Raw genomic sequence first — 24,438 nt, 5'->3', positions numbered from 1 at the left:
CAAATACCCCTCAAAAGCCGATAATTTCCCGGGAGCGTGAAATAAACATGAAAGATAACGGGATGTTCGGTGGAGTTTACGGCTTGGGATTCCTCGGCGCGGCGGTGTATTACGTCCAGCACGCGACTTCGTTTTTTAACGGCTTGCTCGGCATCGTCAAAGCACTGGTCTGGCCGGCAATGTTGATGTATAAAGTGCTGGAAATGCTGAAGATGTAGTCGCCGGGCGGCTTACTTCATTCCGCCGTAAACGGCGAAATTGTAGTACTTCCAAAAGACCTCGACAGAGCGGAAACCGCATTTTTTTAAAGAAGAGAGCTCGTGCAGCAGGATCGCCGGCCGGTCTTCCGCTTTATACTTCTTGTACCGGTCGGCCGCAAAAGCCGGCGACGACGACCGGAGAATAAATTCCTGCCATTTGGCCAGGTTAACCGCCTGCATGCGCTTGTCCGGCGCGATAATTATATCGGCGTTGATAAACATCCCGCCCTTTTTCAGCGCCCGGAACACTTTCCGGTGAAAAGCGTGCTTGGCGGCGTCGTCCTCCAAATGGTGCAGGGTCAGCGAGGAGACGATCGCGTCGTACTTCCGGTCTAATTTGTAGGCCGCGGCGTCCGCTTCGACATATTCGATCCCCTGGAACCGCGCCAGCTTCTGTTTCGCCGCCGCCAGCATGTTGGGTGAAAGGTCGAGACAAACCAGCCGGGAATTCGGGAAGGCCGCCTTCAGGTTGCACGCGATGTTCCCCGTCCCCGTGCCGATATCGAGCAAGACGACCTTTTGGCGCCGGGGAAAAGGGAGCAGCTCGACAATAACTTCGATCATCTGCCGGTAATGCGGCACGCTCTTGACGATCCCGGCGTCAAAAACCCGGGCTTCGCCGTTAAAATGCTCGAACACCTGACGCCAGCGGGTTTTACGCACTAATATTTCTCTTCTTCCCGGTTTTTTTGCTCGATCGTCTTGAAAGAGTTGGCAAGGACGTCGTCGTAATCCTGGGCCAGGAATTCGGTTATTAACTGGGTCTTGATGATCGCGTTGATAAAAGCGTCGTTCTTGCTGATCAAACTCAGCCTTTTCACCTGGTTCTGGGCCGTGACCGACAGGACCGCCTTAAAATCGGCCAGGAGCGCGTTCACCTTGCCGCAGTCCCCGTTCTTTTCCCAATAGATATTTAAATAGATCCGGGCGCTGGACTGGGTGGCGTTCATCAGCGGATTGACCCCGTAAAAATATTTCCGGTATTGCACCGCTACCTGGCAATAGTGGATCAGGCTAAGAGTGGAAAGATAGACCAGGGCGTTCTGCATGTTCGTGTCCGAGAACCGCCACAGGTCGGGCCGCCACCCCTTGTAGACGGCGGTCACCTTGTCAAAAGAGACGTACTTATCAAGCGCGTCCAGAAAAGGGAGAACGGGCCGGATCGCGTCGCAGATCCCGCCATCCTTTAACCGGGGGCAAAAATCGCACCGTTGGAAATCGACGGTCTTTCTGACTTCTTGGGGTATCTTCGTTTCGTCCGCCCAGTATTCTTTGGTTGCCGCCTTAACGCGGCTGGCGGTGATATCGAGCCGGGTGGCATCCGGAAAAAGGAGATAAAGCCCCTTTTCGGCGTACTCGTCCAGGGGCAAACTAACGATCTTGCCGGCCATAATACTTGGTATTCTCCCATTCCCGACTAGCAGAGTCAATTGTCAAATCTTTTCGTATCAGATAGAATGTTGAGGATAATCATCGGAGGTGTCGCATGGAAAACCTGTCGCTGCAGTACCAGCTCCTGATCGTTGTCGCCCTCATCTGGTCGCTCTATTGGAAAGGCCGGTCGCTCTGGGCGGCCGCGAAGAACGACCAGCCGGCCTGGTTCATCGCCCTGCTGGTGATCAATACGGTGGGGATCCTGGAAATAACCTATCTCTGGTTCTTCCAGCGGAAAAAAGCGTAGTTTAAATCCGCCGGTAGGTCGTAAATTTTTCGATATGCGACCGGACCGGCATGAACTCGTCCAGGGAAAATAAGCGGAGGAACCTGTCACCGCCGAAGATCGCCTGGCGCTCGACGTCGGCCGCGTTGGAGATGATCAGCGTCCCCGGCCGGGTGTCCAGCAGCCGCTCCCTCATCCTCTCCCGGAAACCGGCGTGGAACGGCTTGAAGAAATAGAGGAGATCGAAACCGGTCAGGTCGGCCGTTAAAAAGTCTTCGCAACGGAAAGAGACGTTGTCCAGCTCCAGCCATCCCCTGATTTGCTCCGCGGCGGCGAACAGCTTCTCATCCTGCTCAAACCCGACGACTTTTTTAAAGGGAGCCACGTCGCAGATCTGGCCGAGCCCCATTCCCAGGTCCGCCATGGTCGTTTCGTAAGGGAGATGGAGTTTCTCGATGGCCAGCAGGAACTTTTGCGTCGAGCTCCCCAGGTAGGTCGCCCGGTGCGGCGCCGCGGTCGGAAAACTGCTGCCGCCAAGCTGCCGCTCCGCTTGGGCCGTTAAAGTTTTTACGGTATTGAGCCGCCGCCAGGCGCTCCGCATTTCGGTCCGGCTGATCATGGTTAGCTGCGCGTATGCCTGTCGATCGCTTGGCTAAGCAGCGACTCTTCGTGAACGTTGTAAACGGCCTCCAGCTGCTCGATCGCCCGCTGGTCGGCCAGAAAGAACGAGCGGGCGTTCCGCAATTTATCGAGGCGCGAGAGGAGCAGCCGGGCGTTAAGATGGACATAGAGGACCTTTTTCACTATTTCCGCCGGCACGGCCAGGGCGGGATTGGCCTTGAGCGCTTCCGTCAGGTCGCCGAGCATCCGCCGGGAGAGCGTTTCGGTCCGTTTCAGTTCGGCCAACAAGTACTTGTCGTGTAACAGATTGCCCGCTTTTTCGGCCGTCTCGAGCCGGCGCTGGAATTTTTGGATCCGCCGCTCCGCCTCGGGGAAACCGGTCCGGACCTTATAGATCCGGCGCTGGAACACCGACCGGGACGTAGCCGCCGTAATATTGCCCATTTTTACTTCACTCCTTTTCTGCCGGTAAAACGACCTGATTGGTCGCGCAATGGATCCCGCCGTTCGTCCCCCAGGCCCAGCTGCCAAAAGGCCGGGAAGTCGTTTCCACCCTGATCCCCAGCCGGCGCAGGATCATGACCGACCGGCGAGCGGCCGCGTCCATATAGACCCCGCCGCCCGGCAAAGGGAGCGAATTGACCGGCATGCCGTCCTCGTCGGGGAGCGTGCCGGACAGCTCGGGCCGGACCTGCTCCACGAGCCGCTCCAAAAACGACCGGTTCTCCCGGTAATAACGTTCGGAAAAAAAGAGAGCGTTCTCGGCCGGCAGGTGGAGGACCTGCATGTCGGCATGGTCGGCCGGGATCAGGATCGGCTTGTCGCCGCCCACCTCTTCGATGACCGCCGGCGGGAACAGCTCCATCCAGCCGGTCGGGATCCGGTAAACTTGCTTCCCCATTCGCTTTAGAGTGTGTTCGCTCTCGCCGATCGTCGTCATGGACAAAAACTCCGCCATTGGGTCGGCGATGCCGCCGAACATTGCGAGATCGGGACGGACCTGTTCGGACAGGAGGGCAAAATTATCGGCAATGATCACCTCTCCCCCCATCCCGATCCGGCTGTGGTTCCGCTTCAGGCCGACGGCCCAGTTGAAAAAACCTTGCCAACCGTAAGGATTGTGTTCGCCGGGGGCGACGTAGACAGTATCTTTTTGCTGGACGAACAGGTCGCGGGGAAAAGCGATCGAGCCGGTCGGCTCATCGTGGCTTGGTTTTGCCAGGAAGATGATGTCGCGCTCCGCGACCCCGGCCTCCTTGACCAGCTCCAGTTGTTGCGGATCGGCGTATTCGTAAACTTCGGGATCGGGGGCGAACGCCGCCACCCGATGGCCGAGACGGGTCAGGTCGCTCATCACAACGAGGCGGGCCAGGTCGCGCCACGGCTCGTCCCAGACCATCTCCTGCCGCATCGTCAGGTAAAGGAGCGGATCGTGGATCCGGAAATCTTCTTCGGTCTCTTCCACCATCCGCCGGTCAAAACCGCCGTGGACGACCCGTTCGGCCAGCGGCAGCACTTCTTTTTGATGCAGGGCGATGCCGGCGGTATAGAGCCCCAGCAGGCCGATCTCCTGGCCGAATTCCCTTTCGATCCGCCGGAAATGCGAGCGCTCCATGGCCAGCGTCCGGCAGGAGGTAAAAAGGACGGTCTGGCGCGGCGCGGCAATGGTCGGCACTATAATTTCCTCTCCAGTTCGCAAAACAGCGTCCGGTCGGCATGGCCGATCAGCGTCATGATAACGCCCCGGTCGTCGACCGAGCGCGCGCGAATCACCCGGAGGGCGATGTTTAAACCGGGCTGGTCGAACCTGATGCTCAAGCGGGCGCAGAGCGTCCGGGCAATGGTCGCCGGCTTCGCTTCGGCCGCGCGGAGCAGCTGCTCCAGGTCGACGCCGGGCCGGCCGACCAGGTCAACGACCCGCTGCGGCTCTTCGTTAAGCACCATCCAGAAGCGGAGGCGGAGCACCGGGTCTTTTCCCGTCGCGTAGCGATAGATCTCCGCGCCGGTCAGCTTGCGCGCCATCAGCCAGTCGACTTTCATATTATCGGTGCCGAGCCGGTGCCAAACCGACCGGCAGCCGCGGATAAGAGAGACTCCCGCCATAAGCTGCGTACCTCCGCTCATTTATCCCCAAAGAACGGCGATAATTTCACCTTTTCCTTTGCATTCATTCTCCGGTCTGCTAAAATCAAGGCATGGACCTTTTCTCCAACGAACCGGACCTGTTATCTCTGTCTTACGATCAGGTCAAAGCTCTGGCGGAAAAATGCACCAAATGCCAGCTCGCCAAAGGGCGGACCAACGTCGTTTTTGGCCATGGGCCCGTCCCCTGCGACCTGATGCTGATCGGGGAAGCTCCCGGCGCGGAAGAAGATGAGCAGGGATTGCCGTTCGTCGGCCGGTCCGGCCAGCTGTTGACCCAGATCCTCGCTGCGGTCGGGATCAATCGCCCCAATGACATCTACATCGCCAACACCGTCAAATGCCGCCCGCCGGAGAACCGGGCCCCGCTGGCGCCCGAACAGGAAGCGTGCCGGCCGTACCTCGAAGCGCAGATCCATTTCGTCAAACCAAAGATCATCTTGCTGGCCGGGTCGCCGGCGATCAAAGCGGTCCTCAAGACCGACGAGCCGATCACCAAGATCCGCGGCCAGTGGCTCAAGCTCCCGGGGACCGATATTTCGGTCATGCCGCTCTTCCACCCCGCCTACCTCCTGCGCAATCCTTCTAAGGAAAAAGGGAAACCGAAATGGTTGACCTGGCAGGATGTTCAGGAAGTCCGCAACGCCCTCGATTACCTGAAAAAGGTCTCGGAATTATCTAAATGACCCCCTCTCCGGTCTATTTTGCCGACGATCCCGCCCAGGTATCCGCACTTTTTCTCGCCGCCGGGCTGGATAAACTGGTCGCGCCGGGGGCCGACGTCGCCCTCAAGATCCACTTCGGCGAGCCGGGGAATACGGCTTACCTGAAACCGGACCGGGTCCGGCCGGTCGCGGAACTGATCACCAAGCTCGGCGGCAAACCGTTCTACACCGACTGCAACACCCTCTACCGCGGACCAAGGCAGCAAACCAAAACCCACCTCGACGTCGCGCGCGACCACGGCTACTTCCTGGAGCGGGCCGGCGCCGAGGCCGTCATTTCCGAAGAGAGCGACCAGGCGATCGTGGCGGTCGGCTTAAAACACTTTCAGAAAATCTACCTCGGCGGCGTCATCGCGCGGACCGGCACGCTCATCGCCCTGACCCATTTCAAGGGGCACGAGCTCTCCGGCTTCGGCGGCGCGCTGAAAAATATCGGCATGGGGTGCGGTTCCCGGCTCGGCAAATTAAAAATGCACCAGGATTGCGCCAACTGCGCCGAGGTCAAGACCTGCCGCCGCAACCAGACGCTGGAAGCGTGCTGGGTCGGGCCGCCCGCCCTGGTCCAGGAGCGGTTCGTCGAATACGCGGCCGGCGTCGTCCGGGGCAAGAGAACCGGCTTCGTCACTTTCCTGACCGATCTCTCGCCGCAGTGCGACTGTTACCCGCGCAACGATCCGCCGGTCGTCCCCGACCTCGGCGTCCTCGTCTCCGCCGACCCGGTCGCCATCGACCAGGCAGCCGCCGACCTCGTCAACAAAGCGGCCGGGCGCGACGTCTGGCGCGCCCTTTATCCCGATGTCGATTGGACGACCCAGCTCGTATACGCGGAGTCGCTCGCCCTCGGTAGCCGAAACTACGAGCTTGTGGTAAAATAGTCCCGACATGGACTTCATTGCCGAGACCTGGAACAAAGCCAAAAAACTGAACAAGACGATCGTTCTGCCGGAAACCGAAGATGCCCGCGTCCTTAAAGCCGCCGAACTGATCCATAAATCCAAATTGGCGCAGGTCGTGCTGATCGGCGAAGAAACGGCGATGCACCTCGTCGCCGGCGCCGGCGACGTCGACCTTGCCGGCATCAAGGTCGTCAATCCGCTCAAACACCCGAACATCGACAAGTATATCCAGCTGCTCAAGGAGCGGCGGGCCGCCAAGGGGATGACCATCGAGAAGGCGCGGCATCTGATGACCCGCGACTACCCCTACTTTGCCGCCATGCTGGTGGACCAGGGCGAGGCCGACGGCCTGGTCACCGGCGCCACCCACTACACCGCCGACACCCTGCGGGCGACGATCGACTGCATCGGCAAGGCGCCGGGCCAGTCGATCATCTCCAGCTTCTTTACCATGGTACTCAAGGACAAGCAGTTCGGCGACGACGGGGTCCTCTTTTACGCCGATTGCGGCGTCGTGCCGAACCCGACCGCCGAGCAACTGGCCGACATCGCCGGGCAGACCGCCGACTCGTTCATGAAGCTGATGGGGAGCGAGCCGCGGATCGCCATGCTCTCGTTCTCGACCAAGACCTCCGCCGTCCACCCCGACGTCGACAAGGTGATCACCGCCACCAAACTGGCGAAAGAAAAACGGCCCGAGCTCCTGATCGACGGCGAGCTGCAGCTCGACGCCGCCCTGATCCCGGCGATCGGCCAGCGCAAGGCGCCGGGGAGCCTGGTCGCCGGCCGGGCCAACATCCTGATCTTCCCCGACCTCGATGCCGGCAATATCGGCTACAAGCTGACGGAGCGGCTGGCGGGCGCGCAGGCGTTCGGCCCCTTGCTGCAGGGCGAAGCGAAAGCGGTCAACGACCTGTCGCGGGGTTGCAGCGTGGACGACATCGTCAACGTCACCGCGATCACCGCGGTGCAGGCGCAGTAGTTACTTTTTATACCACTCGGCGTAGAACTGTTTGAACTCGGTTTGTTTCTCTTTGATCTTCAGCCACCAGTCGCGGTTGTGCCGGTACCAGGCGACCGTTTGCTTCAGGCCGTCCTCCAGCTTCGTGGCCGGTTTCCAGCCCAGCTTCTTGATCTTGGCGCAGTCAATCGAATAGCGCCGGTCGTGGCCCGGCCGGTCCTTGACCCAGTCGATCAGCTCTTGGCCGAGGCCGAGCTCCTGCAGGATCAGCTGCGTGATCTCGAGGTTCTGCCGCTCGTTGCCGCCGCCGATGTTGTAGATCTCGCCTTCCCGGCCTTTTTGCCGCACCAGGTCGATCGCCGCGCAGTTGTCGGCGACGTACAGCCAGTCGCGGATATTCTTGCCGTCGCCGTAGAGCGGCACTTTCGCCCCCTGCAGCAGATTGGTGATAAAGAGCGGCATCACTTTTTCCGGGTACTGGTACGGGCCGTAATTGTTGGACGACCGGGTAATGATGGCCGGCAGTTGGTAGGTCTGGTAATAAGCGCGGACGAGCAGGTCCCCCCCCGCCTTCGACGCGGCATACGGGGAATTCGGTTCCAGGTTCGACTCTTCGGTGAACGAACCTTTGGCGCGGCTGCCGTAGACCTCGTCGGTCGAAATGTGGAGGTAGCGGGCGACCCGGAACTTCTTGGCCGCTTCCAGCAAGGTGTAGGTGCCGTAGACGTCGGTCTGGACGAACGAGCCGGCCGAGACGATCGAGCGGTCGACGTGGGTCTCCGCCGCGAAGTTAACGATCTGCCCGCCGCAGCCGAGCCGGGCGACGGCTTCCTCGACCGCTTTGGAGTCGGCGATATCCCCCTTGATAAAGGAGTAACGGGGATCGTTGGCGACGTCGCTTAGGTTCTCGAGGTTGCCGGCGTAGGTCAGCTTGTCGAAATTGACGATCTCGAGGTCGGGATGCGCCCGCAGCGCGTAGCGGATATAGTTGCTGCCGATAAAGCCGGCGCCGCCGGTGACCAGCAGCTTCATAGCTCGATCCTGCCCTCCGCCAAAAGGGTCGCTTTCTCCAGCGATTCAAAGGTCCCGGCGTCGCTCCACCAGCCGCTCAAAACGTCATAGGTCAGCTCGCCCCGCTTCAGATAGGCGTTGTTGACGTCGGTGATCTCCAGCTCGCCGCGGCCCGACGGCTTGAGCCCTTTGACGACATTAAAGACCTCGTGGTCGTAGAAGTAGACGCCGGTGACGGCAAAATTGCTCTTCGGCTTTTTCGGCTTCTCTTCGATCGAGACGACCTTGTCCCCCTTCATCTCGATCACGCCGAACCGGTGCGGATCGGCAACTTCCTTGACCAGGACCTTGGCCCCTTTCTTCTGCTTTTCGAACTTGCCGACAAAGGGCGCCAGCTTGTCCTGGAAAATATTGTCCCCCAGGATAATGACCATGCTGTCCCGGCCGACGAAGTTCTCCGCCAGGCCGAGCGCCTGGGCGATGCCGCCCGCCTCGTCCTGGACCTTGTAGGTAAAGCGGCAGGAAAACGCCTTGCCGCTGCCGAGCAGGGTAACGATGTCCCCCATGTGCTCGACGCCGGTGACGATCAGGATCTCTTCGATCCCCGCCTCCGTCAGCTTCTCGATCGGATGGTAGATCATCGGTTTGCGGCCGACCGGCAGCAGATGCTTATTCGTCACCTTGGTCAGCGGATAGAGCCGCGAACCGGTCCCGCCCGCCAGGATTATCCCTTTCATGATTTCCTCCCCAGCACTTTCTTTTGCGCCGCGATCAGCTGACTTATCGCCTTGGCCGCCAGTCCGAGCATCTCGTCCAGCGTCTTCTTGCTGAACGGCTCGCCTTCCGCCGTTCCCTGGACCTCCACCAGCTTGCCCGATTCGGTCATCACCACGTTCATGTCGACCTCGGCCCGGGAATCTTCGGCGTACGGCAGGTCGGCGACCGGCACGCCGTCGACGATCCCGACGCTGATCGCCGCCAGGTACTCTTTGATCGGATCTTCCGCGATCTTCCCCTGCTCCCGCAGCCACTTGACCGCGTCGCAGAGGGCGACGAACGAGCCGGTGATCGACGCGGTCCGCGTCCCGCCGTCCGCCTGGATCACGTCGGCGTCGAGCATGATCGTCCGCTCGCCGAGCTTGTTCAGGTCGATGACCGCGCGCAGCGACCGGCCGACCAGCCGCTGGATCTCGGCCGTCCGCCCTTTTAAGGTCTTTTCCCGCTGGGCGCGGGTCGTCGTCGCGCCGGGCAGCATGGCGTATTCGGCCGTTACCCAGCCGGAACCGGTCCCCCGCTTATGGTCCGGGACCTTCTCCTGCACGATCGCGGTGCAGATCACCTTGGTGTCGCCCATCTCGATCAGGACCGACCCCTGGGGGTATTTCAGGTACTTCCGGGTGATCTTGGTCGGACGGATCTGGGCCGGCGTCCGGTTATCGTCGCGCTTCACTTCTCCCCCTTGGCCGGCACGCTCTTCGTCAACCGCTCGCGTCCCGCCTTGACGGTGCGCAGGACCCGGGTCGAGGTCGCTTCCAGGTTCGCCAGCACTTCGTCGGCGTACTTGTCGGCCCCTTCGCGGATCTCTTTCGCCATCTGGTACGCCTGCTCGATGACCTCGATCGCCTTGTTCTCCGCCGGCGGCCGCCGGTCGTTCTCGGCCGTTTCCGCCGCGCTCTCTTCCGCCGCGCCGGCCTTCTTGCCGCCCCGGCCGAACGGCGACTCGCCGCCGCTGCTGATGACGTTGCGCATCTTGTCGATGATCTTGAGCACCTTTTCCTCGTCGATGACCAGCTTTTTGGTGAACGGCAGCCGCGGACTGTCGATGATGACCGATTCCAGGGTATCGAGGATCCCGAGTATTTCCATGATTATCGCGCTCCTTTTTTTAGTTTGCGGGCGACCGCCGCCGGGACGAAACCCGAGACGTCGCCGCCCAGATCGGCAATTTGTTTGACGAAACTGGAACTGAGGTAGGAATACTTGTAATCGGTCATCAGAAAGACCGTTTCGATCCGGGGGGCCATTTTCCGGTTGGTCAGCGCCATCTGGAACTCGTAATCGAAGTCGGAGACCGCGCGCAGGCCGCGGACGATCGCGTTCGCCTTTTTCCGCCGGACGTAGTCGACCAGCAGCCCGTCGAAACTGTCGACCGAGACGTTTTTCAGGTGGGTCACGGAACTTTTGATCATCGCCAGCCGGTCGGCAAAGGGGAAAAAGTGGGCTTTTTCCGGGTTGCGGCTGACGGTGACGATGACCCGGTTGAACAGCCGGGCCGCCCGCTCGATCACGTCGAGGTGCCCGTTGGTGATCGGGTCGAAACTGCCGGGATAGATCGCTATTTTCATGTCGCTTCCTTATAAAAAGCCAGGATCGTTTCGCCGTAACGCGCTTCGCGCACCAGCTTCAGCTTGCCGAACTCGGCCGGCAGCGTGTGCTGGCGCCGGTGCTCGGCGACCAGGGTGCCGCCGGGCGCCAGCAGTTCGGTCTCCGCCAGCCTGGCCAGCGTCTTTTCCAGGACCGGGCTCTCGTACGGCGCGCCCAGGAAGATGATCTCGAACCGGGCCCCCTTGCCGCTCAAGATGCCGATCGCCCGGACCGCGTCGACCGCGTAAACCTCGGCCCGGTCGGCAAGACCGGTCAGGTCCAGGTTCTCGCGGATCAGGCCGACGGCGTTCCGGCTCAGGTCGACAAAGATCGCCAGCCGCGCGCCGCGCGACAGCGCTTCGATCCCCACCGCCCCGGTCCCGGCAAAAATGTCGAGAAAGCTCGCGTCCGGCGTTTCCGTCGCCAGGATGTTGAACAACGCCCCGCGCGCCTGGTCAGTTAAAGGCCGAATGCTCCAGTTTTTCTTTGGAGTTTTTAGCGTTTTCCCTTTGGCTTTCCCAGCGATGACGCGCAATTTCTGGCTCTTTTCCGATCAAATCCAGCGCGGCCGCCCGCGCCTCTTGCAGGATTTTTTCGTCCCTAATTATATCAGCGACGCGGAAGTTTGGCAAACCCGACTGGCGGCTGCCGAGCATTTCGCCCGGCCCCCGCAGGCGCAGATCCTCTTCGGCGATCTTAAAACCGTCGCTGGTCTCCAGCATCGCCTTGATCCGGGCCTTGGCGAACTCGCTTTTCGGGTTGCCGATCAGGAAGCAGTACGATTCCTGGCAGCCCCGGCCGACCCGCCCCCGCAGCTGGTGCAGCTGGGCCAGGCCGAAGCGCTCGGCGTGCTCGATCACCATGACGGTCGCGTTGGGAACGTCGATCCCGACCTCGATCACCGTCGTCGAGACCAAAAGCTGCAGTTTCCCCTGCAGGAACTTTTTCATCACCTTCTCCTTCTCCTCGCCCGAAAGTTGGCCGTGGATCAGGCCGACCCGGAACTCGGGAAAGACCTCTTTTTGCAGCCGCGCCGCCTCTGCCGTCGCCGCCTTCAGGTCCAGCTCGCTCGATTCTTCCACCAGCGGGCAAACGACGAAGACCTGCCGCCCCTCTTTGATCTTCTGGCGGATAAAGTCGTTGGCGCCGCTCCGCTTGCTCTCCGGCACGTAGTAGGTCTTGATCGGGGTGCGCCCCGGCGGCAGCTCGTCGATGATCGAGCGGTCGAGGTCGCCGTACAGCGTCAGGGCCAGCGAGCGCGGGATCGGCGTCGCCGTCATCACCAGCGTGTGCGGCGCCGTCCCTTTCTTGATCAGGGCGGCGCGCTGGTGGACGCCGAAGCGGTGCTGCTCGTCGATCACCGCCAGGCCCAGCGCGCGGAACTTGACCTTCTCCTCCAGCAGGGCGTGCGTGCCGACGATCACGTCCTGCTTCAGTAAACCCTCCCGTTTCTCGTCGCTCCCGGTGGTCGCCGTTAACAGATCGACGCGGCAGCGGAACGGCTTCAGGAGCTGTTTGAGCTTCTGGAAATGCTGGTTCGCCAGGATCTCGGTCGGGGCCAGGACGATCGCCTGCAGGCCGCTGCGCACCGCCAGGTAAGCGGCCTCGGCCGCCAGCACCGTTTTGCCCGAGCCGACGTCCCCCTGCAGCAGCCGGTTCATCGGCCGGTCTCTTGCCAGGTCGCCGACGATCTCCGCCATGACCCGCTCCTGCGCGGCGGTGTAGGCGAACGGGAGGCTCCGGCGGAAAGCGGACAGCTCCGCGGCGTCCACCTTCAGCGCCGTCCCCCGCAGTTCGGTCTGGTATTGCTGCCGCCGCAGCAGCAGCCCAAGCTGGAAGTTGAACAGCTCTTCGTAGGCCAGATAATTCCTGGCCGGCTCGAGCGCCTTAAGATCGGTCGGTTGCTGCAGCGTCCTCAGGGCCGCCCGCGCTTTCTCGTCTTTGATCAGCGGCAGGCAGTCGTCCAGCGCGCTCTTGATCACCGAGCGGAGCTTTTTCGGGTAGAGCCCCTCGGTCAGGTGGTATTTCGGGACGATCCCCGGCGGGTCGCCGGTGTCGATCTCAAAATCGCGGACCTGGAGCTGCAGCAGCCCGTCGTACTGCGAATATTCGACCTTGCCGGAGACGATCAGCTTCATCCCCCGGTGAAAGAGGCGGGCCAGATACGGCTGGTTGAACCAGATCGCCTGGATGGTCGCCGTTTTGTCGCTCAGGTAGACCTTGAGGAGGGAAAAGCGGTTCCGCGTCCGCTGCGCGTCGACCCGGAGGATCTCCCCCTTGACCACTTCCAGCTCGTTGGGCCGGACCCGGACGATCGGCCGGATCTCGCGCCGGTCTTCGTAAGCGCGGGGGAGAAAATAGAGCAGGTCTTCGATCGTGACGACCCCGACCTTGGCGAAGATCCGGGCCAGCTTCGGCCCAACCCCCTTAAGATACTGTATCGGGGTGTCCAGTTTCAGATTTGACATCGTCTGGAAATTATTCTATCATAGTGGGGTCATGAGTCGTAGATGTTTTATCTGTGATAAGAAAGCCGTGGTCGGAAACTCCGTTTCCCACTCCAACCGCAAGACCAAGCGCCTGTTCAAGCCGAACTTGCAGAAAGTGCGGATGCTGGTCAAGGGGAAAAAGCTGCGCGAATACGTCTGCACCAAGTGCCTGAAGGCCGGTAAAGTTACTAAGTCTTTGGCTCGCGCTTAAACCGCTGCGTCGCGATCTCGTCCATGAACTTCAGCTCCAGCCCCGACATCAGCTTATTGTACTCTTCCAGCTTCTTTTCCTTGTGCTTTTCCATGATCTTTTTGTCCTTGACCGCTTCGATCAGCTTGGCGCGCTGCTCTTCCAGCAGTTTGCTGGCCTCGATCACCTTTTCCACCTGCTCTTCCAGGTCGTCCTTTAAGACGTCCAGGTGGGCGCGGCGGCGCAGCACTTTCTGGAAATCGGTGATCGGCCCCTTCTGGAACACCCCGCGCAGCTCCGCCTCTTTCCCCTTCTTCTCCCGGGCGATCGCCTCTTCCCGCTCTTTTTCCTCCAGGAACGCGCGGTTCTTTTCCGCGAACTTCTCCTGCTCCTTCTTTTCGCGGATCGCGCGGACCTTGAGGACCGCGGTCAGGTCGTATTTGAATTTTTTGCCCGGTTTGGGCGCCCTAGCCATGTTCGCTCCTAGCTAAAGATGCCGAGCAGCCGCTCGACCGTCTCTTCGAACTCGATCTGCTCGAACGTCCCCTGTTTCAGGAATTCGTTGACCTGGTCGATCTTCGACAGCGCGTAATCGATCTTCGGGTTGCTCCCCTTGACGTACGCCCCGATATTGATCAGGTCCTCCGCCTCGGAGTAGCGCGCCAGCACCTCGCGCAGCTTGCCGGCCGCCGCTTTCTGCTCGTCGGATACCAGGTTGGTCATGATCCTCGAAACGCTGTGCGGCACGTCGATCGCCGGGTAGTGGTTGCGCGCCGCCAGGTCGCGGGACAAAACGATGTGGCCGTCCAGGATCGAGCGGGCGTGGTCGGCGATCGGTTCGTTGAAGTCGTCCCCCTCCACCAATATCGTGTAGAAAGCGGTGATACTGGCGGTTTCCGAGGTGCCGGAGCGCTCCATCAGCCGCGGCAGCATGGCAAAGACCGACGGCGTGTAACCTTTGGTGGTCGGCGGCTCGCCGGCGGCCAGCCCGATGTCGCGCTGCGCCATGGCAAAGCGGGTGACCGAGTCCATCATCAGGATGACCTTCTTGCCGTCGTTCCGGAAAAACTCGGCGATCGCGGTCGCGACAAAAGCGGCCTTGAGGCGGATCAGCGGCGGCTGGTCGGACGTGGCGACCACGACCACCGATTTTTTCAGGCCTTCTTCGCCCAGGGATTCCTCGATAAAATCGCGGACCTCGCGGCCGCGCTCGCCGACCAGGCAGATGACGTTGATGTCCGCTTCCGCGTTCCGGGCGATCATCCCCATCAGGGTCGATTTGCCGACGCCGGAGCCGGCGAAGATCCCGATCCGCTGCCCCTTGCCGACCGTCAGCATCCCGTCAATCGCCCGGACGCCGCAGCGCATCACGTCCGTGACCCGCGGCCGCCGGACCGGATCGGGCGGATCGGCGTCGAGCGGCGCGTCCGCGATCCCCAGGATCGGCTCTTTGCCGTCGATCGGTTCGCCCAGGCCGCCCAGCACCCGGCCCAGGACGTCGTAACCGACCCGGACCTTGAGCGGATGGCCGACCGCCGTGACCTGCGCGCCGGGCGCGATCCCGGCCGTGGAACCGAGCGGCATCAAAAGGACGCGGCTCTCTTTAAAGCCGACCACTTCGGCGAATTGTTCGCGGCTCTCTTTCTCGATCCGGATCGAACAGAGGTCGCCGACGGAAACGCCGCCGACCTGCGCTTCGATGATCAGGCCGACGACCTGGACGACCTTGCCGATCACCCGGACCAGGTCGGCGCGGTCCACCGCTTGGTGGTATTTTTCAAAATCGATGGCGGTGACCATGTCAGTTGGTCTCTTCGCCGCTGACCTTTTGGAGGGCTTCTTCGATCGAGCGGAGTTTGGTGGCGATCCGGGCGTCGATAAAGCCGAGGTTGGTCTCGATCACGCAGCCCCCCGGCTCGATGTTGCTGTCCTCGATGATGGAAAAGCTCTTGACCCCGTCGAGCATCCCGGCCAGCCGGTCCTTGTAGCGCTTCAGGTATTCGGCGTCCTCGCGGTTGACGCGGACGATGATCTGTTCGCGGTCCGAGACCCGGCCGATCGCTTCGGAAACGATGTTGAGGGAAACGTCGCGGTGGAGGGAAACCTCGGAGCGGATGATCTGCTCGGCGATCTTGAGCGACAGCCGCAGCAGCTCCGCTTCGGAATCCTTGATGATCCTTTTGCGCTCTTTGACCGCTTCGTTGACGGTCTCCAGCGCTTCCTCGATCCGGGCGGCCGCTTCGTCCCTTCCCTCGTGGCGTCCTTCTTCCCTCGCCCCTTCCCTGATCTGCTCGGCTTCCTGCAGCGCCTGATCGACGATCCGCTCGGCTTCGCTTTTCGCCCGGGGAAGATCGTCGGCCGCGACGCGGACCGCTGCCGGTCTAACGACCTTGGGCGGCGCTTCCCGGTGCGGCACGCTGACGGCCGGTTTCTCGATGAGGAGTATCCCTTTTTCTTCCAGTTGGTCGCGCTTGATCAGGCCCATGCTAAAAGACGCCGCTGCCGAAGAGCTGGCGCAGTCGCGCCTCGATCTTCGGCCGGAGCGCGTTCTCCTTGAGGGCGGGCAGCAGTTCCTCGATCGCCGCCTTGCCGCGGGGGAAAGCGCGCAGCGCCCCTTCCCTTTCCTCGGCGGGCAAAAGCGAGAGGATAAAGGCCGCCAGCTGCGGCCGTTCGTAAAGCAGCGGAGCGTAAGTTTTGCGGGGCGCCGGCGGGGCCGCCGGGGCCGGCTCGTAAACGACGCCGCTCGCTTCCGGCAGCGCCAGGTAGCTGTTGTATTCGCTCAGGACCGCGGCCAGCGCGTCGGGCGACGGCGACGGCAGGTGGTTGATCCCGGCCGCGATCAGGTCCGCCAGCTCGTCCGGCAGATAACGGAGCACCCGCGAGGAGGCGTCCGCCCCGAGGATCGATAAAAAGATCGTCGCTTTTTCCCTGCCTGTCAGCGTCATGTTATTCGCTCAACCATTTTTTCAGCAGCTCCGCGATCCGCTCCGGGTTCTGCTCGGCGATGTTCCTGACCTGATCGAGCTTGGAGACGCTCTCCCGGGCCAATCCGGGATTGACCGGCGCCGCCGTTTCCGCCGCCGGCGCGGCGGCCGTTGCCGTTCCCTTGCGCCGGCTGCTGATGAACCAGAAACCGCCGACCAGCAGGGCGAACGCGACCCCGGCCCAGGCCAGGCGCCGCGCGGTCAGGAGCGTTCCCCAGATCTTCAGCGACCCGCTGCCGGCCGCACCGGGCCCCTTGGCGGGTCCCTTGACCGTGATCAGCGGCGGGCTTGCCAGGTGGAACGGCACCCGCTGCAGCAGGATCCGGTCGCCCCGTTTCTTGTTGTAACTGACGGCCGCGGCGACCGTCGTCAGGGTCGCTTTTTTCAGGTTAGCGTTGAAGTCGACCCGGTTGTCGATCAGGACGATGGTCGACACTTTCTTGATCTTCAGGTCGCGGGCCTTAAGCTCGACCTCTTTGGCCGGTTTGACGTCGACCGTGACCTTGACGATCACGCTGTTGAGCGGATAAAAGCGGTTGAGCAGTTCCTGCGCCTTGCCGGCCAGCTCCTGCTCCAGCTCCCGCCGGCTCTGGACCTTGAGCCGGACCTTTTCCGCCGCGGTCAGCGTGGCGGTCCCGGTCAGGACCGGCCGGGCGGCCGCTTCGGGGCTGGCCGCGACTTCTTTGGTCGCCGCCGGCCGGGCAATTGCTTCTGTGGTCAGGACCGGCAACGGTTTGGTGATGATCAATTCCGGGCTCGACGACACTTCCGGCTCCTTGATCTCGACCGGCTGTTCCGCCGGCGGCGGCGGGGTTAAGGCTTGTTTGGCGGTCAGGAACATCAGCTTGCCGGTCAGGATCCGGCCGGTGTCGTCGACCACGGTGACGTTCTCCACCTGCAGGTTTTCCACGCTGCTGGCGACCAGGTGGACGATCCCGTTGATCTTTTCCGGCGCCAGCATGAAGCCGGGGCGCAGGCGGAGCATCACGGCCGCGGTGACCGGGGCGGTCGTGGCGGCGAACAGTTTCGATTCGGGGATCACGACCTGGACGGTGGCTTCTTCCACGCCGTTGATCCGCCTGATCATCCGCGACAGTTCGCCGGAGATCGCCCGGATCAGCTGGATCCGGCGGTCAAAATCGGTGGCGCCCAGTTTCGATTCGTCGAAGATCTCCCAGCCGACGACGCCGCCGACCGGCAGGTTCTTCTCCGCCAGGCTCAAGCGGGCCTGATCGGCCTTTTCCTTGGGGACCGCGATCGCCCGGCCGTCGTCCCGGATCTCGTACTGGAGGTTAGTCTCCTTCAGCCGGGCGATGACGTTGGCCGCGTCCTTCAGGTCGAGGTTGGAATAGATCACCGTGTAGCCCGGTTTCTTGTTGGCCGCGCTGATCGCCGGCGCGCAGCTCCGGAAAAAGAAGAAGAGCGCCGAGAAAAGAACGACCGCGACCACGCCGCCGATCAAAAGCAACCGGCGCAAGTCGAAACCGCCGCCGCCACCAGCTGGTTCTGCCATCATTGCCCCTTTCTTTAATAAACTCTAAACACTAAACTCTAAACGCTAAACCAATGAACTAGATCTGGATCTGCGTTATTTCTTTGAACGTGTTGACCGCCGAATTGACCGTTGTCACCGCCAGCTGGGCCATTAAACTGGCCTTGGACTGGGCGACCATCACTTCCTGCAGGTCCGCCTCACCCTTGATGTACCGGTCGATCAGCTGGTTCGCCTGGAACTCCGACTTGCTGACCCCTTCCAGCGATTCGATCGCCTTGGCCAGCATGTCCTCGAACGGGTTCCCGGAAAAAGCGGTCTTGGCCGCGGCCCCAACCCCCTGCCCGATGCCGGCGGACGGCGCGGCCGCTTTCACGCCCAGGTCATCCTCGCCCAGCAGCTGGGCCAGTCTCATGTTCGCCGTGATCGGATCGATCCCCTGTATCATTTAATGTCCCTCCTCGGTACGCTACTGGATCGAGAGCGTGTCCTGCATCATTTTTTTCGTCGCGTTGAACGCGGTAATGTTCGCTTCGTAGATCCGCGAGACCATGATCATGTCCACCATCTCGGTCGACATGTTGACGTTGGGCATCTGCACGTAACCGTCGGCGTCGGCGTCCGGATGGCCGGGATTGTAGACCTTCTGGAACGGCGTGTTGTCCTCGACGATATCGCTGACCTCGACGCCGCCGGCCCCGCGGTAGAGCCGGAGCTGCGCGTTGGCCAGCTCGGTGACGAAGGAGAGCGGCTTTTCGTTCAGCACCGCGATCTTGCGCCGATACGGGCCGCCGAAAACGGTGCGGGTCGTGTTGATGTTGGCCAGGTTGGCGGAGATCAGTTCCATCGTCCGCCGCTGGGCCTCGACGCCGGTCACGCTGATATCAAGGGCTTGATCAAATCCCATCGCTCATTACCTCCTGCCCTGCGTCGCCACGGTTTTCAGGACGTTCAACTTGGAAGCGATCAGTTTGGTGTAAGCCGAGTACCTGACCGAATTGGCGGTCAACTGCGCCAGCTCGTCCTCCAGCACGACGTCGCTGTGGTCCTGCCGTTCGACCGCTTTCATCAGCTGCTCGTCAAAGGTCATCGCCCGGTACCCGGGCGTCTTGGCGTTGGCGATGTTCTGGGCGATCACCGTCTGTCTCTGGGTCGCGATCCGCATCGCCTTTTCCAGGCCGCCGAACGAACTGTCGAAAATGTTGACCGCTTCGACCATCACTTCACCTTCTTCTTCAGCGTTTCGATCGCCTTGTTGATGACCCGGCATACTTTGGGCCGCGACAGTTTCAGTTTTTCCGCGATCGTCTTCTGGTTGATCCCTTTGTGGAAGAACAGCTCCACGATCTGCCGCTGCTGCACCGGCAGGTCGTAAACGGCCGTCCTGATCCGCTCTTTCAGCTCGGCAAAATCGCTCTCGGAGTCCGGGGTCCCCTCGCCGGAGACCTGCGGCTCGACGCCCGCTTCCGACATCCCCTGGATCGACAGCAGGTACATCAGCGCCGACGCGGAAACGATCTTCTTGATCCGCTTCAGCGCCTGTTTAAACTCGTCCTCGGACAGCTCTTTCTTCTCGAGCAGCTCGTCCGCCTCCGCCTCCTTCTTGGTGGCGACCGCCTTGACCCCTTTTTTGGCCATGTCCCGGACCATGACCTGGACCCGGTACGGGACCGGGCTGTAGTTCTTCAGGCCGTCCAGCATCTCGCCCCGGATCCGGTAAGAAGCGTAAGTCTCGAACTTGACGCCGCGCTTGGGATCGAAATTCTCCCAGGCCTTCATCAAACCGACGGTGCCGTCGGAGACCAGGTCGTCGTACTCGATATTGGGCGGCAAACCCTTGCCGGAAACCATCGAGGCGATCGAATGGACCAGCGGCATGTACGCCTCGACCGAGCCGTGGGTCGCCACTTTTACCGGGCTGGAGGCCTTTTTCGCCGTCTTGCTCATTTTGCCTCGCTTTCACCGGCGGCCGGCAGCCACTGGCCGCTCGCCTGGGCGCTCTTGACCAGGTGTTCCGCCATCTTTTCCGCCATCAGGTCGGCGTTGACCAGCGCGGCCGGGTTGGCGAACCCGCTCTCCTCCGCGCCGCCGAACGCCGGCGTCGTAAAGACCTGTTTCAGCATTTCTTTGTAGAACAGCGTCAGGAACTCGGTCTGGACCTTTTCGTTGCGCGTCCGGGCAAGCGGCACCGCGCCGCTTAACGCGCGGTACTGGGCGAGCGAGCCGATCTGGTTCGTCGTCAGCCCTTCCATTAGATCACTTCCAGCTCCGCTTTGATCGCGCCGGCCCGTTTCATCGCCTGCAGGATCGCGATCATGTCCTTATGCGAAGCGCCGATCGTGTTCAGCCCCCGGACCAGCGTCGCCAGCGTCGGCGAGCCCGGCACGAGGGTCATTTTTCCTTCTTTCTTTTTCATCCGGGCGCGCCCCTGGGCGGTGTAGCGCGTCTCTTCCTGGGCGCTCTCCGATTCGCGCCCTTCCGAATACAGGTCGAGGTTGCTGATAAAAACGTCGATGCCGCCGTAAGAGACCGCCACCGGCGCGATCACGACGTTCTCGCCGATGACCACGGTGCCGGTCCGTTCGTTGATGACGATCTTCGCGATCGTATCGGGGGTCACGGTCAGGTTCTCCAGCCGGGCGATCGTCTCGATCACGTCCTCCCCTTCGATCGGCACGTTGACCGTGGCGGCGTCCTTGGCCGTCGCGGAAAAACCGGCCCGCCGGACCGAAGCGACCAGCCGGTTGGCGGTCGTGAAGTCCGGCTCGTTCAGGACAATGGTGATCCCGCTCTTGCCGAGCAGGGTGACCGGCACTTCTTTTTCGACCAGGCCGCCGCCCGGGACCCGGCCGACGGTGACCTGGCGCTGGCGGGAGTAAGGGATGCTGGGCGAGGACGGATCGGCGCCGACGATCAGGCTTCCCTGGGCGACGGCGTAAACCTGGTCGTCGGCCCCCTGCAGCGGGGTCATCAGCAGCGTGCCGCCCTGGAGCGAAGTGGCGTCGCCGACCGAAGAGACGGTGACGTCGAGCTTTTGGCCGACCTTGACGAACGGCGGCAGCGTGGCGGTGATCATGACCGCCGCGGCGTTGCGCGATTTAAAATCGACCGTCTGCGGGACGACCCCCATCCGCGACAGCAGGTTGGTGAGCGCCTGCTGGGTGAAGCCGGTCTGGGTCTTGTCGCCGGTATTGTTCAGGCCGACGACCAGGCCGAAACCCATCACCTGGTTTTCCCTGGCCCCCAGGACGTAGGCGATATCCTTGACGCGGGCGGCCGGCGAGACCGCCAGCGCGCTCCCCGCCAGGATGACCAGCGACAGTGTAATGACCAGGCACTTCGTTAACCGCATTTTCCCTCCCGTTAAAACAGCCAATTGAATATCCGGGTGATCCAGCCGGGCGCGCTGCTGTCGGCGACCGAGCCGGTCCCCTTGACCGCCAGGTTGGCGTTGGCCACCTGGTAGGAATAGATCGTGTTGGCGCCGCTGATGTCCTTGGGCCGGACCAGGCCGGTGATCGTGATCTCCTGCAGCTCGTCATTGACCTCGACCCGGTGCTGCCCCTTGATGTTCAGGTTGCCGTTCGGCAGCACTTCCGTCACCCACGAAGCGATCCGGGCCGTGACGTTGTTCCCCCGGTTGGTCGAAGCGTCGCCCGCGTACTTGTTCTGCGCCGTAAAGGCGACCTGGGAATTGGTCCCGATCACCGGCGCCAGGCGGGCGATCGTGTGCGTCAGCTTGGCGCTCAGGTCGTCCTTGACGTCGGTCTTGGTGCCGGCCAGGCTTTTGGCCGACGAGCTTTCCAGAACGATGATGTTAATGATGTCGCCGACCTTGTAGGTCTTCTGCGTCGAGTACGGCGAGGCGCTGTTCTCGTTCCAGATCGAGTCCGCCGCGGCCAGCGAGACCAGCAGCATGCCCAGCATTACGGCCGTGATCGTTTTTTTCATTCCATTTCTACCTCAACTTCGTTTGCCGATTTTACTTTCGCCTTTATGACCTTGCCGGAATCCAGCCGCTTGACCCGGATCAGCTGGTCGGGGTAACCGGGCTCCAGCGCTTCGCCTTTTGCCTTGATCGCCAGCCCCGGGGCGGAAACGACGATCGTCACCGAGCCCCCCTGCTTGATCAGCGCCGGCGGGCCGACCATCCAGGCGAAGATCGTGCTGTTGGCCGGGATGGCGATCTTGCTCTCTTTACCGACCAGCGTCACGGTGTCGCCGAAATACTTCTGCGGCAGCAGCGCGATGTCGCGGCTCTCCAGCTTCAGGTCTGCCAGGGCCAGCAGTTCGCCTTTCTTGATCTGCCGGTTGGCCGCCGCGATCTCGCGCCGGACCTCGACCTTGGTACGGACCAGGAACTTCTCTTCGTTCTCGCCGTCGGTAATGATCAGCGGGAAGATGACGTTGCCGACCGGCTTGAAATCGGGCAGCACCGGCAGGAGCTTGATCTCGGCGCTGCCGTACGCCTGCAGCGACGCAAACGTCTTGTCGGCCTGTTTGAAGGTCAGGCTGATCTCCGCCTGGGTCCAGTCCGGATGCTTGCCGACGATATAGTTCTTAATGACCGTGCTGACCCGCTGCTCCGGGTTATCCAGCGCCGGCGCGGCGCCGGCGATCAGGAAGACCGCCAGGCCGGCCAGAATAAAACGCCCCAAACGATTGATCATGCGTTTACTGCTTCATCCTTTCGAGCGTGGTCATCATCGTTTCGTAGCTCTGGACCGCCTTGGTCACGGTGTCGAACACCCGCTGGACCATGACCATCCGCATCATCTCCGAGATCACGTCAACGTTGCTCTGCTCCAGCGAGTACTGGTTGATGCTGCCGAAACCGGCCTGATTGGCCGTGCCGCTGACCGGCTCACCCGAGGCGGCGGTCGCCTGATAAAGATTTTGGCCGATCGACTTCAGGCCGGCCGGATTGGTAAAACGCGACAGGGTGATCTGCCCCAGCTCGCTCAGCGTGGTGCTCCCTTCGGTCGCGATCAGGACCGTGCCGTCCTGGCGGATCACGACCGAACTGGTCCCTTCCGGAATGACGAGATTATTGGCCAGCAGGCGGCCGTTCGGGTCCGCGAAGTTGCCGTCGTTATCGACGTGGAAATTGCCGGCGCGGGTGTAGGCATCGCTGCCGTCCTGCAGCTTGACCTGAAAGAACCCTTCGCCCTGGATGGAAATATCAAGCTGGTTGCTGGTGACCTCGACCGCCCCCTGGGCAAAATCCTTGGGGGTGGAGGCGACCCGGACGCCGGTCCCGTATTCCACGTTGACCGGCGGCGTTTCGGTGCCGGACATCGCCTCGTACAGCGTGTCCTTGAAGCTTTTCTCGACATAGAAGAGGCTTTCCATTTCCGCCCGCGATTTCTTGAACGCGACCGTCTTGGCGTTGGCCAGGTTATTGGTGATGTTCAGGATCTCGTCCTGCATCGCGGAGAGGCCGGTAGCCGCAACGTATAATGGCTGGAACATTTTACCCTCCTCTGTTCAGTCTAACTATTGGCTCGCGCGGCCCAGTTCCATCGCCCGGGCCAGGTTGCCGTCGCGGGTGGAGATGATCTTGGCATTGAGCCCGTAGAGCCGCTCCATCATGATCATCTCCATCATCTGGTCGACCACGTTGACGTTGGACGCTTCGACATAGCCCTGGATGACCCGCGGGTTCTCGATCTCCTGCATGACCACGCCGGCATCCTTGCGCTTGAACATGCTGCCGTTAAGCTGGTCCAGGCCGGATTGCTGTTCCGGCTGGACGATCCGGAGCCGGTCGACCCGGACCCCGTCAACGTTGACTTCGCCCGCCTGGCTGATCTCGACCTGGGCGCCCGGGGTGACGATGATCGGCCCGCCTTCACCCTGGACGGGGAAATTGCCGGCGACCGTCAGGAGCCGGCCGTCCTGGTCCAGTTTAAAGCGGCCGTCGCGGGTATACCCGTCTCCCCACTCCCCGGAGACCACGAAAAATCCCTCGCCGCCGATGGCGATGTCGAGCGGGCTGTCGGTCTTGACCAACGCCCCCTGTAAATTGCTGTAGAACGACCCTTCGACCTGCGGTTTGACCGATTGCATCTTCTGGTTGGCGGTTTCGAGCTCGAGAGGGAAACCTTTGATGACCACTTCCGACTTTTTATAGCCGGGGACCTCGGCATTGACCATGTTATCCATGAGTTTTCTGACCCGCTGGTCAGTCGACTCCAGGCCGGCGCCTCCGATCTCCAAAATTCGGTCGGTCATGCTGAAAAAATTATAGCTTACCGGGGCAAAATGTCAATCGGAATTATGAGACTTTCGCTCCGCTGGAGATATCCTTCTCGACCGTCAATAAAACGACCGCGCTTTTGTCTTCGTTGGACGCGGCCAGCAGCATGCCGTGCGAGGTCACGCCGCGGATCGCCCGCGGCTCCAGATTGGCCAGCACCACGATCTTGCGGCCGACCAGTTCCGCCGCCTGGTAATGCAGCTTGATCCCGGCGACCAGCTCGCGCTGTTCCGTCCCCAGGTCGATCTGCAGCTTATAGAGCTTGTCCGCGCCGGGGATCTCCTCAGCCGCCTTGATCTCCGCGATCCTTAAATCAAGTTTCTTGAATTCGTCATAGGTAATGTTGTCCATTTTGCCCCCCTTCTCGAACCAGATTATAGCATG

General features: G+C 61.6%; 35 protein-coding genes. 6 read left to right on the top strand and 29 right to left on the bottom strand.

Going from position 1 to position 24,438, the window contains the following annotated elements; translation table 11 throughout:
• Positions 1-47: 47 nt before the first annotated feature.
• Complete coding sequence (locus WC529_06735) at positions 48-218, top strand: hypothetical protein (GenBank protein ID MFA5113969.1); 171 nt, start codon at positions 48-50, stop codon at positions 216-218.
• 12 nt (positions 219-230) lie between these two features.
• Here the strand turns inward: WC529_06735 and WC529_06730 are convergent, their stop codons facing one another.
• Together WC529_06730 and WC529_06725 are read right to left on the bottom strand one after the other, a co-directional pair.
• Positions 231-923 carry a class I SAM-dependent methyltransferase gene (locus WC529_06730; protein MFA5113968.1) on the bottom strand — a complete coding sequence of 231 codons (693 nt, stop codon included), beginning with the start codon at positions 921-923 and terminating at the stop codon, positions 231-233.
• Entirely contained in the window at positions 923-1,651 is a 729-nt protein-coding gene (locus tag WC529_06725; GenBank protein ID MFA5113967.1) for a hypothetical protein, read from the bottom strand. Before WC529_06725 ends, WC529_06730 begins: the two co-directional genes overlap by 1 nt.
• A 95-nt stretch (positions 1,652-1,746) precedes the next feature.
• Between WC529_06725 and WC529_06720 the strand changes: the two genes are divergently transcribed.
• Positions 1,747-1,941, top strand: coding sequence for a DUF5652 family protein (locus tag WC529_06720; GenBank protein MFA5113966.1), 195 nt, complete (start codon positions 1,747-1,749; stop codon positions 1,939-1,941).
• A 1-nt stretch (position 1,942) separates the two neighbouring features.
• Here the strand turns inward: WC529_06720 and WC529_06715 are convergent, their stop codons facing one another.
• Genes WC529_06715 through WC529_06700 form a run of 4 tightly spaced genes read right to left on the bottom strand, consistent with a single transcriptional unit; the run spans position 1,943 to position 4,581 of the window.
• The gene (locus WC529_06715) at positions 1,943-2,539 is read right to left on the bottom strand and encodes a class I SAM-dependent methyltransferase (GenBank protein MFA5113965.1); all 597 of its coding nucleotides are present in this window, start codon (positions 2,537-2,539) and stop codon (positions 1,943-1,945) included.
• 2 nt (positions 2,540-2,541) lie between these two features.
• A complete protein-coding gene (locus WC529_06710) occupies positions 2,542-2,985 on the bottom strand; it encodes a hypothetical protein (GenBank protein MFA5113964.1) in 444 nt (147 codons plus the stop codon).
• A gap of 7 nt (positions 2,986-2,992) precedes the next feature.
• Positions 2,993-4,216 carry a hypothetical protein gene (locus WC529_06705; protein MFA5113963.1) on the bottom strand — a complete coding sequence of 408 codons (1,224 nt, stop codon included), beginning with the start codon at positions 4,214-4,216 and terminating at the stop codon, positions 2,993-2,995.
• Positions 4,216-4,581, bottom strand: a complete 366-nt coding sequence (locus tag WC529_06700; GenBank protein MFA5113962.1) for a hypothetical protein — start codon at positions 4,579-4,581, stop codon at positions 4,216-4,218. Before WC529_06700 ends, WC529_06705 begins: the two co-directional genes overlap by 1 nt.
• 155 nt (positions 4,582-4,736) lie before the next feature.
• On the opposite strand from WC529_06700, the gene WC529_06695 reads away from it, so the two are divergent.
• Genes WC529_06695 through pta form a run of 3 tightly spaced genes read left to right on the top strand, consistent with a single transcriptional unit; the run spans position 4,737 to position 7,286 of the window.
• The gene (locus WC529_06695; protein MFA5113961.1) at positions 4,737-5,369 is read left to right on the top strand and encodes a uracil-DNA glycosylase; all 633 of its coding nucleotides are present in this window, start codon (positions 4,737-4,739) and stop codon (positions 5,367-5,369) included.
• The gene (locus WC529_06690; protein MFA5113960.1) at positions 5,366-6,283 is read left to right on the top strand and encodes a DUF362 domain-containing protein; all 918 of its coding nucleotides are present in this window, start codon (positions 5,366-5,368) and stop codon (positions 6,281-6,283) included. Before WC529_06695 ends, WC529_06690 begins: the two co-directional genes overlap by 4 nt.
• A 7-nt stretch (positions 6,284-6,290) precedes the next feature.
• Positions 6,291-7,286 carry a phosphate acetyltransferase gene (gene pta / locus WC529_06685; protein MFA5113959.1) on the top strand — a complete coding sequence of 332 codons (996 nt, stop codon included), beginning with the start codon at positions 6,291-6,293 and terminating at the stop codon, positions 7,284-7,286.
• On the opposite strand, the gene rfbB is transcribed toward pta, so the two are convergent.
• From rfbB to recG, 7 genes are read right to left on the bottom strand one after another with little or no spacing between them, the layout of a single operon-like run.
• A complete protein-coding gene (rfbB, locus tag WC529_06680) occupies positions 7,287-8,297 on the bottom strand; it encodes a dTDP-glucose 4,6-dehydratase (GenBank protein ID MFA5113958.1) in 1,011 nt (336 codons plus the stop codon).
• Positions 8,294-9,013, bottom strand: a complete 720-nt coding sequence (locus WC529_06675) for a sugar phosphate nucleotidyltransferase (protein ID MFA5113957.1) — start codon at positions 9,011-9,013, stop codon at positions 8,294-8,296. The genes rfbB and WC529_06675 overlap by 4 nt, the downstream gene beginning before the upstream one ends.
• Positions 9,010-9,726: a ribonuclease PH gene (gene rph, locus WC529_06670; GenBank protein MFA5113956.1), complete on the bottom strand. Its 717-nt coding sequence runs from the start codon at positions 9,724-9,726 to the stop codon at positions 9,010-9,012. The genes WC529_06675 and rph overlap by 4 nt, the downstream gene beginning before the upstream one ends.
• A complete protein-coding gene (locus tag WC529_06665; GenBank protein MFA5113955.1) occupies positions 9,723-10,142 on the bottom strand; it encodes a hypothetical protein in 420 nt (139 codons plus the stop codon). The genes rph and WC529_06665 overlap by 4 nt, the downstream gene beginning before the upstream one ends.
• Before the next feature lie 2 nt (positions 10,143-10,144).
• The gene (coaD, locus tag WC529_06660; GenBank protein MFA5113954.1) at positions 10,145-10,621 is read right to left on the bottom strand and encodes a pantetheine-phosphate adenylyltransferase; all 477 of its coding nucleotides are present in this window, start codon (positions 10,619-10,621) and stop codon (positions 10,145-10,147) included.
• Entirely contained in the window at positions 10,618-11,175 is a 558-nt protein-coding gene (rsmD, locus tag WC529_06655) for a 16S rRNA (guanine(966)-N(2))-methyltransferase RsmD (GenBank protein MFA5113953.1), read from the bottom strand. Before rsmD ends, coaD begins: the two co-directional genes overlap by 4 nt.
• Positions 11,096-13,108 carry an ATP-dependent DNA helicase RecG gene (gene recG / locus WC529_06650; GenBank protein ID MFA5113952.1) on the bottom strand — a complete coding sequence of 671 codons (2,013 nt, stop codon included), beginning with the start codon at positions 13,106-13,108 and terminating at the stop codon, positions 11,096-11,098. Before recG ends, rsmD begins: the two co-directional genes overlap by 80 nt.
• Positions 13,109-13,139: 31 nt before the next feature.
• On the opposite strand from recG, the gene rpmB reads away from it, so the two are divergent.
• The gene (rpmB, locus tag WC529_06645) at positions 13,140-13,340 is read left to right on the top strand and encodes a 50S ribosomal protein L28 (protein ID MFA5113951.1); all 201 of its coding nucleotides are present in this window, start codon (positions 13,140-13,142) and stop codon (positions 13,338-13,340) included.
• Here the strand turns inward: rpmB and WC529_06640 are convergent.
• From WC529_06640 to metG, 16 genes are read right to left on the bottom strand one after another with little or no spacing between them, the layout of a single operon-like run.
• A complete protein-coding gene (locus WC529_06640; GenBank protein ID MFA5113950.1) occupies positions 13,318-13,794 on the bottom strand; it encodes a flagellar FliJ family protein in 477 nt (158 codons plus the stop codon). The two genes, rpmB and WC529_06640, sit on opposite strands and share 23 nt — an antisense overlap.
• An 8-nt stretch (positions 13,795-13,802) precedes the next feature.
• The gene (gene fliI / locus WC529_06635) at positions 13,803-15,119 is read right to left on the bottom strand and encodes a flagellar protein export ATPase FliI (protein MFA5113949.1); all 1,317 of its coding nucleotides are present in this window, start codon (positions 15,117-15,119) and stop codon (positions 13,803-13,805) included.
• Position 15,120: 1 nt separating this feature from the next.
• Complete coding sequence (locus WC529_06630; protein ID MFA5113948.1) at positions 15,121-15,804, bottom strand: FliH/SctL family protein; 684 nt, start codon at positions 15,802-15,804, stop codon at positions 15,121-15,123.
• A 1-nt stretch (position 15,805) separates the two neighbouring features.
• Positions 15,806-16,264: a hypothetical protein gene (locus tag WC529_06625; GenBank protein ID MFA5113947.1), complete on the bottom strand. Its 459-nt coding sequence runs from the start codon at positions 16,262-16,264 to the stop codon at positions 15,806-15,808.
• 1 nt (position 16,265) lies between these two features.
• Positions 16,266-17,816, bottom strand: a complete 1,551-nt coding sequence (fliF, locus tag WC529_06620; GenBank protein MFA5113946.1) for a flagellar basal-body MS-ring/collar protein FliF — start codon at positions 17,814-17,816, stop codon at positions 16,266-16,268.
• Positions 17,817-17,874: 58 nt separating this feature from the next.
• Entirely contained in the window at positions 17,875-18,243 is a 369-nt protein-coding gene (locus WC529_06615; protein ID MFA5113945.1) for a flagellar hook-basal body complex protein FliE, read from the bottom strand.
• A gap of 21 nt (positions 18,244-18,264) precedes the next feature.
• Positions 18,265-18,702, bottom strand: a complete 438-nt coding sequence (gene flgC / locus WC529_06610; protein MFA5113944.1) for a flagellar basal body rod protein FlgC — start codon at positions 18,700-18,702, stop codon at positions 18,265-18,267.
• 6 nt (positions 18,703-18,708) lie between these two features.
• On the bottom strand, positions 18,709-19,014 hold the full coding sequence (locus WC529_06605; GenBank protein MFA5113943.1) for a flagellar basal body protein: 306 nt from the start codon (positions 19,012-19,014) through the stop codon (positions 18,709-18,711).
• Positions 19,014-19,742 carry a sigma-70 family RNA polymerase sigma factor gene (locus WC529_06600; protein MFA5113942.1) on the bottom strand — a complete coding sequence of 243 codons (729 nt, stop codon included), beginning with the start codon at positions 19,740-19,742 and terminating at the stop codon, positions 19,014-19,016. The genes WC529_06605 and WC529_06600 overlap by 1 nt, the downstream gene beginning before the upstream one ends.
• Positions 19,739-20,047: a hypothetical protein gene (locus tag WC529_06595; GenBank protein MFA5113941.1), complete on the bottom strand. Its 309-nt coding sequence runs from the start codon at positions 20,045-20,047 to the stop codon at positions 19,739-19,741. Before WC529_06595 ends, WC529_06600 begins: the two co-directional genes overlap by 4 nt.
• Positions 20,047-21,147 (bottom strand): flagellar basal body P-ring protein FlgI, encoded by a 1,101-nt coding sequence (locus WC529_06590; protein MFA5113940.1) that lies wholly within the window; start codon positions 21,145-21,147, stop codon positions 20,047-20,049. The genes WC529_06595 and WC529_06590 overlap by 1 nt, the downstream gene beginning before the upstream one ends.
• 11 nt (positions 21,148-21,158) lie before the next feature.
• Positions 21,159-21,746, bottom strand: a complete 588-nt coding sequence (locus WC529_06585; GenBank protein MFA5113939.1) for a flagellar basal body L-ring protein FlgH — start codon at positions 21,744-21,746, stop codon at positions 21,159-21,161.
• A complete protein-coding gene (gene flgA, locus WC529_06580) occupies positions 21,743-22,465 on the bottom strand; it encodes a flagellar basal body P-ring formation chaperone FlgA (protein MFA5113938.1) in 723 nt (240 codons plus the stop codon). Before flgA ends, WC529_06585 begins: the two co-directional genes overlap by 4 nt.
• Before the next feature lie 4 nt (positions 22,466-22,469).
• Positions 22,470-23,267, bottom strand: coding sequence for a flagellar basal-body rod protein FlgG (gene flgG / locus WC529_06575; GenBank protein MFA5113937.1), 798 nt, complete (start codon positions 23,265-23,267; stop codon positions 22,470-22,472).
• A 24-nt stretch (positions 23,268-23,291) separates the two neighbouring features.
• Positions 23,292-24,029, bottom strand: a complete 738-nt coding sequence (locus WC529_06570) for a flagellar hook basal-body protein (protein MFA5113936.1) — start codon at positions 24,027-24,029, stop codon at positions 23,292-23,294.
• 43 nt (positions 24,030-24,072) lie between these two features.
• Entirely contained in the window at positions 24,073-24,405 is a 333-nt protein-coding gene (metG, locus tag WC529_06565; GenBank protein MFA5113935.1) for a methionine--tRNA ligase subunit beta, read from the bottom strand.
• Positions 24,406-24,438: the final 33 nt, after the last annotated feature.

The sequence above is a fragment of the Candidatus Margulisiibacteriota bacterium genome (assembly GCA_041650855.1).
Classification (GTDB): domain Bacteria; phylum Margulisbacteria; class WOR-1; order O2-12-FULL-45-9; family XYB2-FULL-48-7; genus JALOPZ01.
Note: the sequence above shows the minus strand (reverse complement) of the source record. Positions and strands in the feature narration are given on the sequence as shown.